At 74.6% G+C, this 13,953-nt stretch carries 10 protein-coding genes; 4 read left to right on the top strand and 6 right to left on the bottom strand.

Annotated features, from left to right (window positions below):
* Window positions 1-35: 35 nt before the first annotated feature.
* Together ACIBCA_RS29430 and ACIBCA_RS29425 are read right to left on the bottom strand one after the other, a co-directional pair.
* The gene (locus ACIBCA_RS29430) at window positions 36-488 is read right to left on the bottom strand and encodes an NUDIX hydrolase (protein WP_396286047.1); all 453 of its coding nucleotides are present in this window, start codon (window positions 486-488) and stop codon (window positions 36-38) included.
* 25 nt (window positions 489-513) lie between these two features.
* The gene (locus ACIBCA_RS29425) at window positions 514-1,989 is read right to left on the bottom strand and encodes an SDR family NAD(P)-dependent oxidoreductase (protein WP_396286161.1); all 1,476 of its coding nucleotides are present in this window, start codon (window positions 1,987-1,989) and stop codon (window positions 514-516) included.
* A gap of 381 nt (window positions 1,990-2,370) precedes the next feature.
* Here ACIBCA_RS29425 and ACIBCA_RS29420 point away from each other — a divergent pair, with 381 nt between their 5' ends.
* Entirely contained in the window at window positions 2,371-3,810 is a 1,440-nt protein-coding gene (locus tag ACIBCA_RS29420; RefSeq protein ID WP_396286046.1) for a GuaB1 family IMP dehydrogenase-related protein, read from the top strand.
* Between the two features lie 78 nt (window positions 3,811-3,888).
* Here ACIBCA_RS29420 and ACIBCA_RS29415 read toward each other — a convergent pair whose 3' ends face one another.
* Both ACIBCA_RS29415 and ACIBCA_RS29410 read right to left on the bottom strand, forming a co-directional pair.
* Entirely contained in the window at window positions 3,889-4,686 is a 798-nt protein-coding gene (locus ACIBCA_RS29415; protein WP_396286045.1) for a DUF5995 family protein, read from the bottom strand.
* 113 nt (window positions 4,687-4,799) lie between these two features.
* On the bottom strand, window positions 4,800-5,189 hold the full coding sequence (locus ACIBCA_RS29410; RefSeq protein ID WP_396286044.1) for a DUF3224 domain-containing protein: 390 nt from the start codon (window positions 5,187-5,189) through the stop codon (window positions 4,800-4,802).
* 289 nt (window positions 5,190-5,478) lie between these two features.
* On the opposite strand from ACIBCA_RS29410, the gene ACIBCA_RS29405 reads away from it, so the two are divergent.
* From ACIBCA_RS29405 to ACIBCA_RS29395, 3 genes are all read left to right on the top strand, one after another.
* Window positions 5,479-6,462, top strand: coding sequence for a pseudouridine synthase (locus tag ACIBCA_RS29405; RefSeq protein WP_396286043.1), 984 nt, complete (start codon window positions 5,479-5,481; stop codon window positions 6,460-6,462).
* A 90-nt stretch (window positions 6,463-6,552) separates the two neighbouring features.
* Window positions 6,553-7,311 carry an SDR family oxidoreductase gene (locus ACIBCA_RS29400; protein ID WP_396286042.1) on the top strand — a complete coding sequence of 253 codons (759 nt, stop codon included), beginning with the start codon at window positions 6,553-6,555 and terminating at the stop codon, window positions 7,309-7,311.
* On the top strand, window positions 7,308-8,414 hold the full coding sequence (locus ACIBCA_RS29395; RefSeq protein WP_396286041.1) for an S-adenosylmethionine:tRNA ribosyltransferase-isomerase: 1,107 nt from the start codon (window positions 7,308-7,310) through the stop codon (window positions 8,412-8,414). Before ACIBCA_RS29400 ends, ACIBCA_RS29395 begins: the two co-directional genes overlap by 4 nt.
* A gap of 31 nt (window positions 8,415-8,445) precedes the next feature.
* Here ACIBCA_RS29395 and ACIBCA_RS29390 read toward each other — a convergent pair whose 3' ends face one another.
* A complete protein-coding gene (locus ACIBCA_RS29390; protein WP_396286040.1) occupies window positions 8,446-12,144 on the bottom strand; it encodes a SpoIIE family protein phosphatase in 3,699 nt (1,232 codons plus the stop codon).
* A 339-nt stretch (window positions 12,145-12,483) separates the two neighbouring features.
* Window positions 12,484-13,908, bottom strand: coding sequence for an MFS transporter (locus tag ACIBCA_RS29385; protein ID WP_396286039.1), 1,425 nt, complete (start codon window positions 13,906-13,908; stop codon window positions 12,484-12,486).
* Between the last annotated feature and the right edge of the window lie 45 nt (window positions 13,909-13,953).

Here is a 13,953-nt window from a genome sequence, read left to right as displayed (position 1 = left end):
TCGTCGTCGACTCCGTCACCCCGTCACCCGCCTGTTCAGCGGGTGACGGGGTAGCCGTGCGTGTCGGCCCGCAGCTCCGGCCGCAGGTGCGCCAGCCAGCTGCCGAGCACCAGTGCGGACGGGTAGAACATCGGCTGCGGCAGCGCGTCCACCGGCAGGCGCTCCCAGCCGGCGCAGGCGTGCGGCTCGGTGACGTACGCCGGCGCCAGGCTGGCCGGGGCGAGCACGGCCGCGGTCAGCCGGGGCCGGCCGAGGTCGTGGTCGAGGTGCACGGCGAGCACCCGCATCGCCTCGGCGGGCAGCACGATGCCCGTCTCCTCGGCGAGTTCGCGCGCCGCCGTCCGCTCGAAGGACTCGCCCGGGTCGACCTTGCCGCCGGGCAGGCTCCAGGTGGGCGGCTCGCCGGCGGTGGTGCGGCGGCCGATCAGCACCCGGCCGTCCCCGGTGGGGACGATGACCCCGGCGCCGAGCATCGGTGCGGTCGTCAACTCGGGTTCTCCTTCGAGCTCGTGGTTACCAGTTGGCGCGCTCGTAGTCCTTGAGGAAGCAGCCGTACAGGTCCTCGCCGGCCTCGCCGCGCACGATCGGGTCGTACACCCGGGCCGCGCCGTCGACCAGGTCCAGCGGGGCGTGGAAGCCCTCGTCGGCCAGGCGCATCTTGTCCGGGTGCGGGCGCTCGTCGGTGATCCAGCCGGTGTCCACGGCGGTCATCAGGATGCCGTCGTTCTGGAACATCTCCAGCGCGCTGGTGCGGGTGAGCATGTTGAGCGCGGCCTTGGCCATGTTGGTGTGGGGGTGGCCGGCGCCCTTGTAGCCGCGGGAGAAGACGCCCTCCATCGCGGAGACGTTGACCACGTACTTGCGGCGGGACTTCGAGGCGGCCATCGCCGGGCGCAGGCGGCTGATGAGGATGAACGGCGCGGTGGAGTTGCAGAGCTGGACCTCCAGCAGCTCGACCGGGCCGACCTCGCTCACGGTCTGCACCCAGCTGTTGGTGTCCGCGAGGTCGGGCACCAGGCCGCCGGCGTCGATCGCGGTGCCGGCCGCGATCCGGGCGGGCGTCGCCGAACCGGTGACCAGGGCGAGGGAGGTGACGTCCTCGGCGGCCAGGCGCTGGGCCTCGCCGCCCGCCTGGTGGGGGAGCGCGGGCAGGTCGACGCTGCCGCTGCCGAAGCGGCCGATGGTCGTGGACTGCGGCAGCTCACCGGCCGGCAGCGGGGCGGACTCGGAGTTGACCAGCTCGCGGTAGGACTCCGGCGGGCGGCGCACGGTCTGCGCGGCGTTGTTGATCAGGATGTCCAGCGGCCCGTCGGCGGCGACCTCGTCGGCCAGCGCCATGACCTGGGCGGGGTCGCGCAGGTCGATGCCGATGATCTTGAGACGGTGCAGCCACTGCTCGCTGTCCGGCATCGCCTTGAAGCGGCGGATGGCGTCGTTGGGGAAGCGGGTGGTGATGGTGGTGTGGGCGCCGTCGCGCAGCAGCATCAGCGCGATGTACATCCCGATCTTCGCCCGGCCGCCGGTGAGCAGCGCGCGCTTGCCGGTGAGGTCGGCGCGGGCGTCGCGGTGGGTCCGGTTCTTGACCGCGCAGTTCTGGCAGAGGTTGTGGTAGAACGCGTCGACCTCGACGTAGCGCTGCTTGCAGGTGTAGCAGGAGCGCGGCCGCTCCAGGATCCCGGCGATCTCGGTGGTGGTGACGGTGGTCAGGCCGAAGGCGCCGGCCGTCTCGTCGTCGATCCGGCTGGGCGCGCCGGTGGCGGTGCGGGAGGTGACCTCGCGGTCGTTGGCGGTCTTGCGGGCCCGGGTCTCCTGGCGGCGGCGCTGCTTGAGCGTGCGGAATATGCCGCCGACGGCCTGGCGGACGGTGATCGCGTCCGGGTGGTCCACGTGCAGCTGGTCGAGCTCGGCGAGCACGTCCAGGCAGAGCTTGAGGCGCTCGGGGTCCAGGCCGGGGCCGTAGTCGACCTCCTCGCCGAGGTCCTCGCCGATCTCCTCGCCGGTCTTCGCGCCGGTCTCCTCGGCCTCCTGGCCCTGCTCGATGCCCTGTTCGATGTCGTTGTCCTGCTTGCTGTCCACGCCGCTGTTCACGCCAGGTGCCGCTTTCCCACTCGCCTCGCCGTTACCGCGTGAATGCTACGGGAGCGAGCCCGGGAGGGGCGAAAACCGAGACGTTTGGATGATCATCCAAATCTACGCGCGGAGCATTGACAACGGTTTGTGGACAGCCCCAGCAATCGTCCTCGAACTGGCATTTGCCCGGGCCGTCCCGGAGAATCGAACGTCGGGTGCGGGCCGCCCGAGTGCGCCTTGACGGCATCGCCGCCTCCACCGCACCCGAGGTGTATCCCCCCAAGCCAGAGAGCCCCCTTCATGCGCTTCCTGAACGACCTCAAGCCCTCGTACGACCTCACGTACGACGACGTCTTCATGGTCCCCAGCCGCTCCGCCGTGGGCTCCCGGCAGGGTGTCGACCTGTCCTCCAACGACGGGACCGGCACCACCATCCCCCTGGTCGTCGCCAACATGACCGCCATCGCCGGCCGCCGGATGGCCGAGACCGTCGCCCGCCGCGGCGGCCTGGTCGCCATCCCGCAGGACATCCCCACCGAGGTGATCGCCGAGGTCGTGGACTGGGTCAAGAGCCGCCACCTGGTGTTCGACACCCCGATCACCCTCGCGCCGTCCGCCACCGTCGCCGAGGCGCTCTCGCTGCTCCCCAAGCGCGCGCACGGCGCCCTCGTGGTCGTCGAGGACGGCAAGCCGGTCGGCGTCGTCACCGACTCCGACTGCCAGGGCGTGGACCGCTTCACCAGCCTCGCCGACGTCATGTCCCGCGACCTGCTGCTCCTCGACGAGACCGTCGACCCGCGCGCCGCCTTCGAGAAGCTCACCGAGGCGCACCGCCGCCTCGCCCCGGTCGTCGACGCCGAGGGCCGCCTCGTCGGCCTGCTCACCCGCAAGGGCGCGCTGCGCGCCACCCTGTACACCCCGGCCGTCGACGCGGCGGGCAAGCTGCGCATCGCCGCCACGGTCGGCATCAACGGCGACGTCGCGGGCAAGGCCAAGGCGCTCGTGGAGGCCGGCGCCGACGTGCTCGTGGTCGACACCGCGCACGGCCACCAGGAGTCCATGATCAGCGCGCTGCGCGCGGTGCGCGGCCTGGACCCGCAGGTGCCGATCGTCGCCGGCAACGTGGTCTCCGCTGCCGGCGTGCGCGACCTCGTCGAGGCGGGCGCCGACATCCTCAAGGTCGGCGTCGGCCCCGGCGCCATGTGCACCACCCGGATGATGACCGGCGTCGGCCGGCCGCAGTTCTCCGCCGTCCTCGAGTGCGCCGCCGAGGCCCGCCGCCTCGGCAAGCACGTCTGGGCCGACGGCGGCGTGCGCCACCCCCGCGACGTCGCCATGGCCCTGGCCGCCGGCGCCTCCAACGTGATGATCGGCTCCTGGTTCGCCGGCACCTACGAGTCCCCGGGCGACCTCCAGACCGCCGCGGACGGCCGCCAGTACAAGGAGAGCTTCGGCATGGCCTCCGCCCGCGCCGTCAGCAACCGCACCGCCCAGGACTCCTCCTACGACCGCGCCCGCAAGGCCCTGTTCGAGGAGGGCATCTCCCACTCCCGCATGTTCCTCGACCCCGCCCGCCCGGGCGTCGAGGACCTGATCGACTCGATCATCGCCGGCGTCCGCAGCTCCTGCACCTACGCGGGCGCCAGCACCCTCGAGGAGTTCCGCGACAAGGCCATCGTCGGCATCCAGAGCGCCGCCGGCTACGCCGAGGGCAAGCCGCTCCACTCCAGCTGGGCCTGACCGCCCGAGCCCCCGGCCGACCCGCCGGGGGCGCCCCTGGCTCCGCCGGGGGGCGGAGCCGGGTCAACCCTTGCCGGGTCAACCCCCGCCAGCGCTCCGGGGAACGGCGATGGCCACCGGCCGGGCGCCGGCCGTCGGCGCTGCGCCGCCGGTCGGCCCGGCACCGACCGCCGGCCCGCCGAGCGGGAGCAGCAGGGCGCGGCTGAGGAGCCCGACGGAGGTGTCGAGTACTGCGGCGAAGGCCCGGGCTGCGGTGGGCAGTCCGCGCAGCTCCCACAGTGCTTGGACGGCGGCCCAGGCACCCTCGCGTGCGGCCTGCACCGACCATGTTCCGAGCAGGTGGGTGAGCGGCTCGGCGCGTTCCAGGGGGTCCGGGCCGGGCATCAGCTGTTCCCGGGCGAGGGCCTCCGTGTCGGCCAGTACGTCGTTGATCCGGTGATAGTCCTCCTCGAGGTCGGCCGGGGTGCAGTTCCGGCGGTGGCAGGTGTCGATGACGGCGAGCGGCAGGTCGTGCTGGATGTGGGCGTTCATTCCGGCCAGCCCGAACTGGAGCGGGTGCACCCCGGGGTGGGCCCGCCGGTCGAACAGCGGCCGCCAGCTGGCGGGCGGCTCCTGTCCGGCCGTGTCGGCGGCCACGGCCAGCAGGTACCGTCCGGCGAAGATCACGTCCAGCTCGGCCACGGCCGGTGGGTCGGCGAAGTACCGGCCGCCGAGGTGGTCGCGGACGGCCTCCGTCACCGTGAGGTAGAGCCGGCTGAAGACCGCCACGCCGTCCCCCGGCGGCAGGCCCGCCCCGATTCCACGCAACCGGTCGACCACCTCTTCGACCGTGCCCGGAACACCTGTCGCGACCTGATCCACCGTCGCCTCGGGCATGCGCCACCCTCCGATGTCGATCGTGCACTGATCGCATCATCGTGACAGCGCGCACCTGCGCCCGAGGCGTACGGCACCACCGCCGTCGAGGTGACGGCCCGGGGCTCGGCCGGTCAGCCCAGCTCGTACTCCAGGACGAAGGTGTGGGCGCCGGACTCGTCGACGGACAGGTGGAACTCCCCGGTGATCCCGGCCAGCTCGCCCGCCCCCGTGCCCGGCACCACGCGTATCGTCGTGCCGGACGCGTCCCACGCGGAGTGCTGGAGCACGAACGAGCCCTTGCGCCCGTCCAGTTCACCCGTCACATGCTCCGCCGCCACGTACGAGGCCGGCTCGCCGCCCGGCCCGCCGACCGACAGCATCCGCACCTCACTGGTGCCGCTGAGCGCACCCGTGAACACCTTGGCGATCCTGATCCGCCCGAAGGAGGCGCTCCCGCGCTCCTCCGCCTCCACCTGCTCGAACGTGGTCACCTCGAACGACCCCGCAGCCCTGAATCCCATGGCACCGTCCCCTCGTCAGCCGTGTACGACCGTTCCTCGATCGTGCTCGGGACGCTAGCAGCCACCACTGACAATCGCCCCGCCCGGCAGGATCCGCAGGACAGAGGGCCTAGGGCCTCTCTTTCGGATCTTGCCGGGCGGGCGTCGTTGGGGTGCGCACCTCGACGGCTTCTCGTCAGTCACCAATGCTCCGCAGTGGCTCCCTCCTCGGCACCGCCGATGCACGCACCCCAACGACGCCCGCTCACCCGACAACATCCGAAAGAGAGGCCCTAAGCTGGGCCGGGAGATGAGACGCAAGAACCGCCGCCCGGCCTCCCCCCTCCCGCAGCGCAACGGCGTGGACCCGGTGCACCTGCGGCTGCCCCTGGAAGGCCCGTGGCCCACCGTGCGGGCGTACCTCGTCGAGCGGCTGGCCGCCGTCGGCGCCGAGCGGGTCGACGCGGCGCTGCGCGGGCGGGAGATCGTCGGCGAGGAGGGCCCGGTCGGCCCGGAGGAACCGTTTCGCCCCGGGGCGCACCTGTGGTTCTACCGCGACCACCCCGAGGAGGTGCACGTCCCGTTCGAGCTGGTCGTGCTCCACCGGGACGAGCACCTCGTCGTCGTCGACAAGCCGCACTTCCTGGCCACCACCCCGCGCGGGCGGCACGTCATCGAGACGGCGCTGTCCCGGCTGCGCCACAGCCTGGAGCTGCCCGCGCTCAGCCCCGCGCACCGCCTGGACCGCCTCACCGCGGGCCTGGCCATGTTCGTGGTGCGCCCCGAGGACCGAGGCGCCTACCAGACGCTGTTCCGCGACCGGCTGATCCGCAAGGAGTACCGGGCCGTCGCCGCCCACGACCCGGCCGTGGAGCTGCCGCGCACCGTCCGCAGCCACATCGTCAAGGAGCGCGGGGTGATCGCCGCCCGGGAGCTCGACGCGCCGCCGAACAGCGAGAGCCGGATCGACCTGCTGGAGCACCGCGAGGGCCTCGGCCACTACCGCCTGCGCCCCCTCAGCGGCCGCACCCACCAGCTGCGCCTGCACATGTCCGGCCTGGGCCTGCCGATCCTCGGGGACCCGGTCTACCCCGTGGTGCTGCCCGAACCGGCCCCGGACGACTTCCGCCGCCCGCTGCAACTGCTCGCCTCCTCCGTCGAGTTCACCGACCCGCTGACCGGCCGCGAGCAGCGCTTCGAGACCCGCCGCACCCTCCGGGCGTGGACGGACCCGGAGGGCTGGGCGGGCGAGGGCTGGGCGGGCGGGGCCTGGGCGGGCGAGGGCGGGTCCTAGGACCGCCCGCCGATCTAGGACGAACGGACGAAGCCCCGCTGGGCCCGGCGCCCGATCCACCGCCCGGTCGGGTGGGGCGATCGTGGGGGCATGAAGCGAACCGCACCGCACAACACCGCCCCCGTCGCCCTGGTCACGGGCGCCTCCCGGGGCCTCGGCCGGGCCCTCGCGCAGGCGCTCGCCGAGGACGGCTGGCAGCTGGTGATCACCGCCCGGGGCGCGGCCGAACTCGCCGTCGCCGAGGCCGAACTGGCCGCCGTCACCACCGTCGTGGCCCTGCCCGGGTCGATCGTCGACGACGACCACCGGGCCCGGCTGGCCGAGGCCGCCGAGCGGCTCGGCGGCGCCGCGCTGCTGGTGAACAACGCCGGCACGCTCAACGGAGCCCCCGCGCCCGGCGCCGAGCCGCTGCCCCGGCTGGCCGCGTACCCGCTGCCGGACCTGCTGGAGACCTTCGAGGTCAACGCGCTCGCCCCGATCGCCCTCACCCAGCTCGTCCTGCCCCAACTGCGCGCCCACCGGGGCGCCGTGCTCAACATCAGCTCGGACGCGGCCGTGGAGGCGTACGTCGGCTGGGGCGGCTACGGCGCCAGCAAGGCGGCGCTGGACCACGCGAGCGCCGTACTCGCCCGGGAGGAGGGGGAGTTGCGGGTCTGGGCGGTCGACCCGGGCAACATGCGCACTCGGATGCTCCAGGAGGCCAGCCCCGGCGAGGACATCTCCGGCGAGCCCCTGCCGGAGCAGGTGGCCCCCGTCCTGCTCGACCTGGTGCGCGAGCGCACCGCCTCCGGCCGCTACCGCGCCGAGGACCTCGCCGCCCCGGCCGGAGCGTCCGGGGGCGGCAGGTGACGACGATCGAGGTGGACCTCGGTCTCGGGCCCGAGTTCGCCGTCCCGCCCGAACTCTCCGCCCGCGCACCGGCGGAGGCCCGAGGCGGGGCCCGCGACGGCGTGCGGATGCTCGTCGGCCGGCGCGACGCGGGCCCGGGCGAGGCCGATCCCGCGACCGGCGCCCGCGTCGAGCACCGCCGCTTCTCCGACCTGCCCGAGGTGCTCCGCCCGGGCGACCTCCTGGTGGTCAACAACTCGGCCACCCTCCCCGCCGCCCTGCCCGGCCGCCTGCCGGACGGGACGCCGGTCGCACTGCACCTGTCCTCCGCCCAGCCGGACGGACTCGGCACCCACCTGGTGGAGCTCCGCCGGGTGGAGCCGGGCCGGGCCGCCGCCTACTACCCGCCCGAGGAGACCCCGGCCCGCCCGGGCCTACGGATCTCCCTGCCCGCCGGCGGCGCCGCCGAACTGACCGCCTCCTTCACCGCCCGCCTCTGGCGCGCCGAACTCGCCCTGCCGGCACCCCTGTTGCCGTACCTCGCGCAGCACGGCCGGGCGATCCGCTACGGCTACGTGGACCAGGACTGGCCGATCGAGGCGTACCAGACGGCCTTCGCGACCGTCCCCGGCAGCAGCGAAATGCCCAGCGCCGCCCGACCGTTCACCGCCGACACGGTGGCCCGGCTGGCCGGCCGGGGGGTGCTCCTCGCCCCGGTCACCCTGCACACCGGCGTGGCCTCGCCCGAGGCGCACGAGGCCCCGTACGCCGAGCGGTTCCACGTCCCGGCGGCCACCGCCCGGCTGGTCGGCCACGTCCGCTCCGGCGGCGGCCGGGTGATCGCCGTCGGCACCACGGTGGTCCGCGCCCTGGAATCGGCCGCGGCGCCGGACGGCACGGTCCAGGAGGCGGACGGCTGGACGGAGTTGGTGATCACCCCGGAGCGCGGCGTGCGCGCCGTCGACGGCCTGCTCACCGGCTGGCACGAGCCGCGCGCCTCGCACCTGCTGATGCTCGCCGCCGTCGCCGGGCGCCCGCTGCTCGCCGACTGCTACCGCGAGGCCGTGCGACACCGGTACCTGTGGCACGAGTTCGGGGACGTCAACCTGCTGCTGCCGAACTGAACGCCCCCCAGGAGAGTCGGGCGCGGCGGAGTCAGGCGGCCGTCGAGCCCGGGGGCAGTTCCAGCTCGAACCAGACCACCTTGCCGTCCCGGGTGCGCCGGCTGCCCCAGCGGTGGGCGAGTTCGTTGACCAGGTGGATGCCGCGCCCGCCCTCGTCCTCGATGCGGGCGCGGCGGATCCGGGGCACCTCGGCCTCCCGGTCCGCGACCTCGACGGTGAGGGTGCGGTTGCAGAACAGCCGGAGCTGGGTGGGCGATCCGGCGTGCACCAGGGCGTTGGTGATCAGCTCGCTGGTCAGCAGTTCGGCCCAGTCGGCGAGGGCGCCGAGGCCCCAGGACTCGAGCGTCTCGCGGGTGAAGCGGCGCGAGTGGGCGACCATCGCGCGGTCCCCGGTGAGGGCGAGGGAGGCGATCCGGTCGGCGCCCGCCGGGCGGACCTGGGCCATGAGGACGGCGATGTCGTCCTCGCTGGTGGGGCCGGTGAGCCGGGTCAGGACGGCGTCGCAGGTCTGCTCCAGCGTGCGGCGGCGGTCGGCGACGGTGCGGCAGAGCAGCCTCAGCCCCTCGTCCAGGTCGTGGCCCCGGCGCTCGACCAGGCCGTCGGTGTACAGGGTGAGGATCGCCTCCTCGGGGAGCGTGAACTCGGCGCTGTCGAACGGGACTCCGCCCACCCCGAGCGGCGCCCCGGGTGGCAGTTCGACGAGGTCCGCCCGGCCCTCGGTGTCGGCGACCACCGGCGGCAGGTGGCCCGCGCAGGCGGCGGTGCAGCTGCGGTCGGCCGGGTCGTACACCACGCAGACGCAGGTGGCGAACTGCCCTTCGCCGAGGGCCGTGGTGGCCTCGTCCAGCCGGTACATCACCCGCGCCGGGTCCAGGTCGAGGGTGATCAACGTCCGGGCGACGGTGCGTAGTTGGCCCATCGTCGCGGCGGCCCGGATGCCGTGGCCCATCACGTCGCCGACGATCAGCGCGACCCTCCCGGCGGCCAGCGGCACCACGTCGAACCAGTCGCCGCCGACCTCGCTCACCACGCTGCTGGGCAGGTACCGGTAGGCGATCTCCAGCCCGAGCGTGCGGTGGATCTCCTGCGGCAGCAGGCTGCGTTGCAGCGTCAGCGCGGTGTCGCGCTCGCGGCGGTACAGCCGGGCGTTGTCGATGGCCAGCGCCGTCCGGGAGACCAGCTCCTCGGCCAGCGAGCGGTCCTCCGGGCCGAACGGCACCGGGTTGCGCGTGCGGATGAACTCCGCGCCGCCCAGCACCACTCCGCGTGCCACCAGCGGAACCATCAGGTACGAGTGCACCCCGGCGGACAGGCCCGGCTCCACCCGGTCCGGGGAGGCGGCGATCCGGCGCATGTCGGCCTCCGTCACCTCGGAGACCAGGATCGAGCGGCGGGAACGCAGGCTCTCGGCGTAGATCTGCGCGGACTGGGAGGACTCGCCGACCTGGTCGGCGGTCACGGTCAGGGCGCCGTCCTCGCCGCTCACGTCGCCGACCGCCACCGCCCGCATCATGACCGCCCCGTCGGCCGGTACCGGCCCGGGCTCCTCGCCGCCGAGCACCGTGTCGCGCAGGTCCACCGTCACGAAGTCCGCGAAGCGCGGCAGCACCACCTCGACCAACTCCCGGGCGGTGCGGTGCAGATCGAGCGTGGTGCCGATGCGGGCCGTCGCCTCGTTCAGCAGCGACAGGCGCTGCTGCGCGGCCCGGGCCTCGTCCAGCGCCCGCTGCCGCGCGGCCGAGGCGTCCCGCTCGCGGGTGAACAGCAGCGCGTTGTCGATCGACACCGCCGCCCGCACCGCCAACTCCCCGGCCAGCGCCAGGTCCTCGTCCACGTACGGGCGGTCGACGAGAGTGCGGTAGAACCCGGCGACGCCGATCGGCGTGCCGCGCGCGATCAGCGGGACGACCATGAAGGAGCGCACGTTCTGCTCCCGCACGGCCTCGGTGCGCACCGGATCGTCGGCGAACCAGGCCAGCCCCTGCTCGTCCATCCTCGGCACCAGCACCGGCTCCCGGTGCTCCAGGCACCACGCGTACGGCGAGCCGGGCGGGAACCGGTGCACCCCGCCGAGCCGGGCGATGGGCGACAGCGTGGAGCCGGGCACCGAGTGGAAGGCCATCCGCCGCAGCAGCGCGGACCCGTCCGCCGGGGCGGCCCTCGCGCGCTCGCCGTGCACCAGCCCGTCGAGGATCTCCACCACCACCGTGTCCGCCAGCCGGGGCGTCGCCACCTCGGCCAACTCCTGGGCGGTGCGGTCGATCTCGAGGGTGGTGCCGATCCTCGTCGAGGCGACGTTGACCAGCGCCAGCCGCTCCTGCGCCGCCTTGGCCTCGCGCAGCGCCTGCTGGCGGGCCAGCACGGTCTGGTGCTGGCGCAGGTACAGCCGGGCGTTGTCCAGGGCGACGGCGGCGCGCGAGGCCAGCTCGCCGCCGAGGGTGATGTCGGCCTCGGCGAAGGACTCGCGCGCCCCGCGCCGCGAGTACACCACCATGCCGAGGGTGGTGCCGCGCGCGACCAGCGGGGTGATCCGCACCGAACGGGGCCGGTCGCCGAGGAAGGCGCGCCTGCGGCTCTCGGTGACGCCGTCGCTCAGCAGCGGCAGCTCCCAGGACGGCACCACCACCGTCCGCCCGGCGGCCAGCGCCCTGGCGTACGGGGAGTCCGGTGGCAGTTCGTACAGCGCGTCCACCGGCAGCGCCTCGGCCGGGTACAGCGGATCGTCGGTGGCCAGCGCCAGTCGGCGCACCAGCAGCGGGGCCTGCGGATCCGGCGGTTCCACGCTGCGGCCGGCGACCAGCGCCTCCAGGGCGAACACCCCGCTCACGTCCGCGACCTGGGGAACCATCGCGTCCGCGAGCTCACGGGCGGTCTGGTGCAGGTCCAGGGTGGTGCCGATCGAGGCGGTGGCGTCCACCAGCAGCGTCAGCCGCTCCTGCGCCCGGGCGGCGCGGGCGTCGGCACGGAAGCGCGCGGTGATGTCGACGACGGTCGCGCTCACCCCGAGCACCCGCCCGCCCCGGTCCTGCAACCGGAAGTACGAGGCGGACCACGCGTGTTCGCGGCGCGGGTCGCTCAGCGTACGGCCGTGCGCGCGGGCGTCCAGCACCGGCACACCGCTCTCCAGCACCCGCCGCATCGCCGCCTCGGCCTCGGCGCCGTTGATCCCGGGCAGCAGCTCGGAGATCCGGCGCCCCAGGTGCCGCTCGGCCGGCAGGCCGTTCGCGCGGGCCAGGGCCTCGTTGAGCCGGACGAAGCGCAACTCGCCGTCGAACACGCCCATGCCGACGGGGGACTGGGTGAAGAACCCATCCAGCACCGCCAGATCGGACTGGATGCGGCGCAGCGTCGTCACCTCGGCGGCCACCGCCAGGACCAGCGGACCGACGGCCCCCGGCACGGTGATCGCATGGGTGTGGAACTCCAACTGCACCGCGTGGCCGTCCCGGTGGCGCACCGGGAACACCCCCGACCAGGGGCGGCCCGCCTGGATCCGCCCGAACAGCTGCAGCACCTCGGACCGCTGCTCGTCGGTGGCCAGCAGATCGGCGGCCCTCGCCCCGAGGGCCTGCTCCGCGCTGTAGCCGAGCAGCGCCTCGGCGTCGTCGCTCCAGTGCAGGATGCGGCCGTCGGCACCCAGGAGGGCCGTGGCGATCGGCACCATCAGCAGGGCGTCCTGCTGCGGCTCGCCCCGGTGCTGCGCGTCGTCGTTCACCACGTCGTCCACCATGGCCCGAGAAGCGTACGGAGATCGTTCCGACCAGCCCTGCCATCTTCGCACGCGGCCCCGGGAGTCGCCTCAGGGTAGGAGGACGAGCTGTTCCAGGTAGGAGGGGTCCTCCTCGGGTCGTTCGCCGCCGAAGGACCGTACGCGGTAGCGCCCGGGGGGAGCTCGACGGCGAGGTGCTCGCCGGACGCGAGGGGGACGCGAGGGGGACGCGAGGAGGGCGCGAGGAGGGCCCGCGCATGAGGGCGGGATGGTGGGTGGCACCGGTGCTCGGGGTGTCGAAGGGCCAATGTTTGCCCGTCGGCCGCATCAGGGAGGATCCGCGCCCCTCCCAAGGGCCCATCACCCGCCCGCCGCAGCGGGCTCAGGCGTGCGCTGAGCCGCCTGCGGCGCGGGTGTGCGGCGCGCGAGGAGGGCGAGCAGGGCGCCTACGGCGCAGAGGGCGGCGGCGGCCAGGGTGGCGCGGTCGGTGCCCGCCGCAAGGGTGGCCGGGGTGGCCGGGGTGGAGCCGGCGAGGGTGATGGTGAGGGCGACGCCCAGGGCGGAGCCGAGGTAGCGGGAGGTGATGTTGGCGCCCGAGCCCATGGCCGCCCGGTGCGGCGGGACGCTGCTCACGGCGAGCCGGGCCAGGGCCGCGTTGAGGACGCCGCTGCCGACGCCCGCCACCGCGAGCCCGGGCGCCAGCCGCAGCCAGGAGCCGCCGGGCGCGAGCCCGTACAGTCCGGCCGTGCCGAGGCCGCAGACGAGCAGCCCGAGCGCGACCTGGGCGGTGGCGGACAGGTGCGCCGCCAGGCGTCGGGCCTGGAGCGAGGAGACGACGGACAGGCCCGACCAGAGGGCGATCACCCCGCCCGCCGCCGGGCCGGAGAGCCCGAGGACGCCCTGCAGCAGCGTGGGCAGGTAGCTCATGTAGCCGACGATCGAGGCGCCCGTGAACAGCGCCCCGCCGGTGGCGACGAGGAAGCCGGGGTCGCGGAACAGCGCGAGGTCGAGCATCGGCTCCCGCACCCTCGCCTCGACCAGGACGAACGCCGCCAGCAGCAGCACCCCGCCCGCCAGCAGCGCCGCGACCACCGGCCGCGCCCAGCCCTCGCGGCCCTCGGCCAGGCCCGCGATCAGGCAGGACGTCCCGGCGGCCAGGGTCAGGACGCCGTACGGGTCGAGGGCGCGCGGCCGCCCGGCCCGGGATTCGGTGAGGACGGCGCCGGCGAAGGCCGCCACGGCGGCGGAGGCGACCGCGAGGCCGCCGCTGACCGCGCGCCAGCCTGCCCACTGCTCGACGAACGCGCCGTACACCGGGCCCACCGCGATGCCGAGGCCGAGCGCCGCGCCCCACACCCCGAGGGCCCGCACCCGGGCGGGGCCCGGTGGGTGGGCGTGGCTGATCAGGCCGAGCGCGGGGGCGAGGAGGGCGGCCGAGGCGACGCCGAGGAGAACGCGTGCGGCGAGGTAGACGGCGCCGCCGGGGGCGAGCGCGGCGAGGGCTTCGGAGGCGAGGAGCAGCAGGGCGCCGAGGGTGAAGACCTTCTTGCGGCCGTGGTCGTCGGCGGCGCTGCCCGCGGTGAGCAGCAGGGCGGTGATGCCGACGAGCGTGCCGGTGAGGATCCAGGTGCGTCCGGTGGCGCCGAGGTGGGCGGCCTCGGCGGTGGCGGCGAGGGAGGCGGTGGGGGCGGCGTAGGCGACGGTGACCAGGGCGGTCGCGGCCGAGGTGACGGCCAGGGTGGCGCCGGGTCGCAGGGGAGAGGTGCTGGGCGGTGCGGGGGGCATGGGAGTTCCCTCCGGGCATCGAGATCAGTGAGTCTGGTGAACGAA

The sequence above is a fragment of the Kitasatospora sp. NPDC051170 genome (assembly GCF_044455705.1).
Lineage (GTDB): Bacteria > Actinomycetota > Actinomycetes > Streptomycetales > Streptomycetaceae > Kitasatospora.
Note: the sequence above shows the minus strand (reverse complement) of the source record. Positions and strands in the feature narration are given on the sequence as shown.

Coding starts and splice junctions, on each gene's coding strand:
- ACIBCA_RS29385 (WP_396286039.1), bottom strand. CDS start 13,908: ATGCCCCCCGCACCGCCCAGCACCTCTCCCCTGCGACCCGGCGCCACC.
- ACIBCA_RS29415 (WP_396286045.1), bottom strand. CDS start 4,686: ATGCCCGAGGCGACGGTGGATCAGGTCGCGACAGGTGTTCCGGGCACG.
- ACIBCA_RS29410 (WP_396286044.1), bottom strand. CDS start 5,189: ATGGGATTCAGGGCTGCGGGGTCGTTCGAGGTGACCACGTTCGAGCAG.
- ACIBCA_RS29420 (WP_396286046.1), top strand. CDS start 2,371: ATGCGCTTCCTGAACGACCTCAAGCCCTCGTACGACCTCACGTACGAC.
- ACIBCA_RS29405 (WP_396286043.1), top strand. CDS start 5,479: ATGAGACGCAAGAACCGCCGCCCGGCCTCCCCCCTCCCGCAGCGCAAC.
- ACIBCA_RS29390 (WP_396286040.1), bottom strand. CDS start 12,144: ATGGTGGACGACGTGGTGAACGACGACGCGCAGCACCGGGGCGAGCCG.
- ACIBCA_RS29400 (WP_396286042.1), top strand. CDS start 6,553: ATGAAGCGAACCGCACCGCACAACACCGCCCCCGTCGCCCTGGTCACG.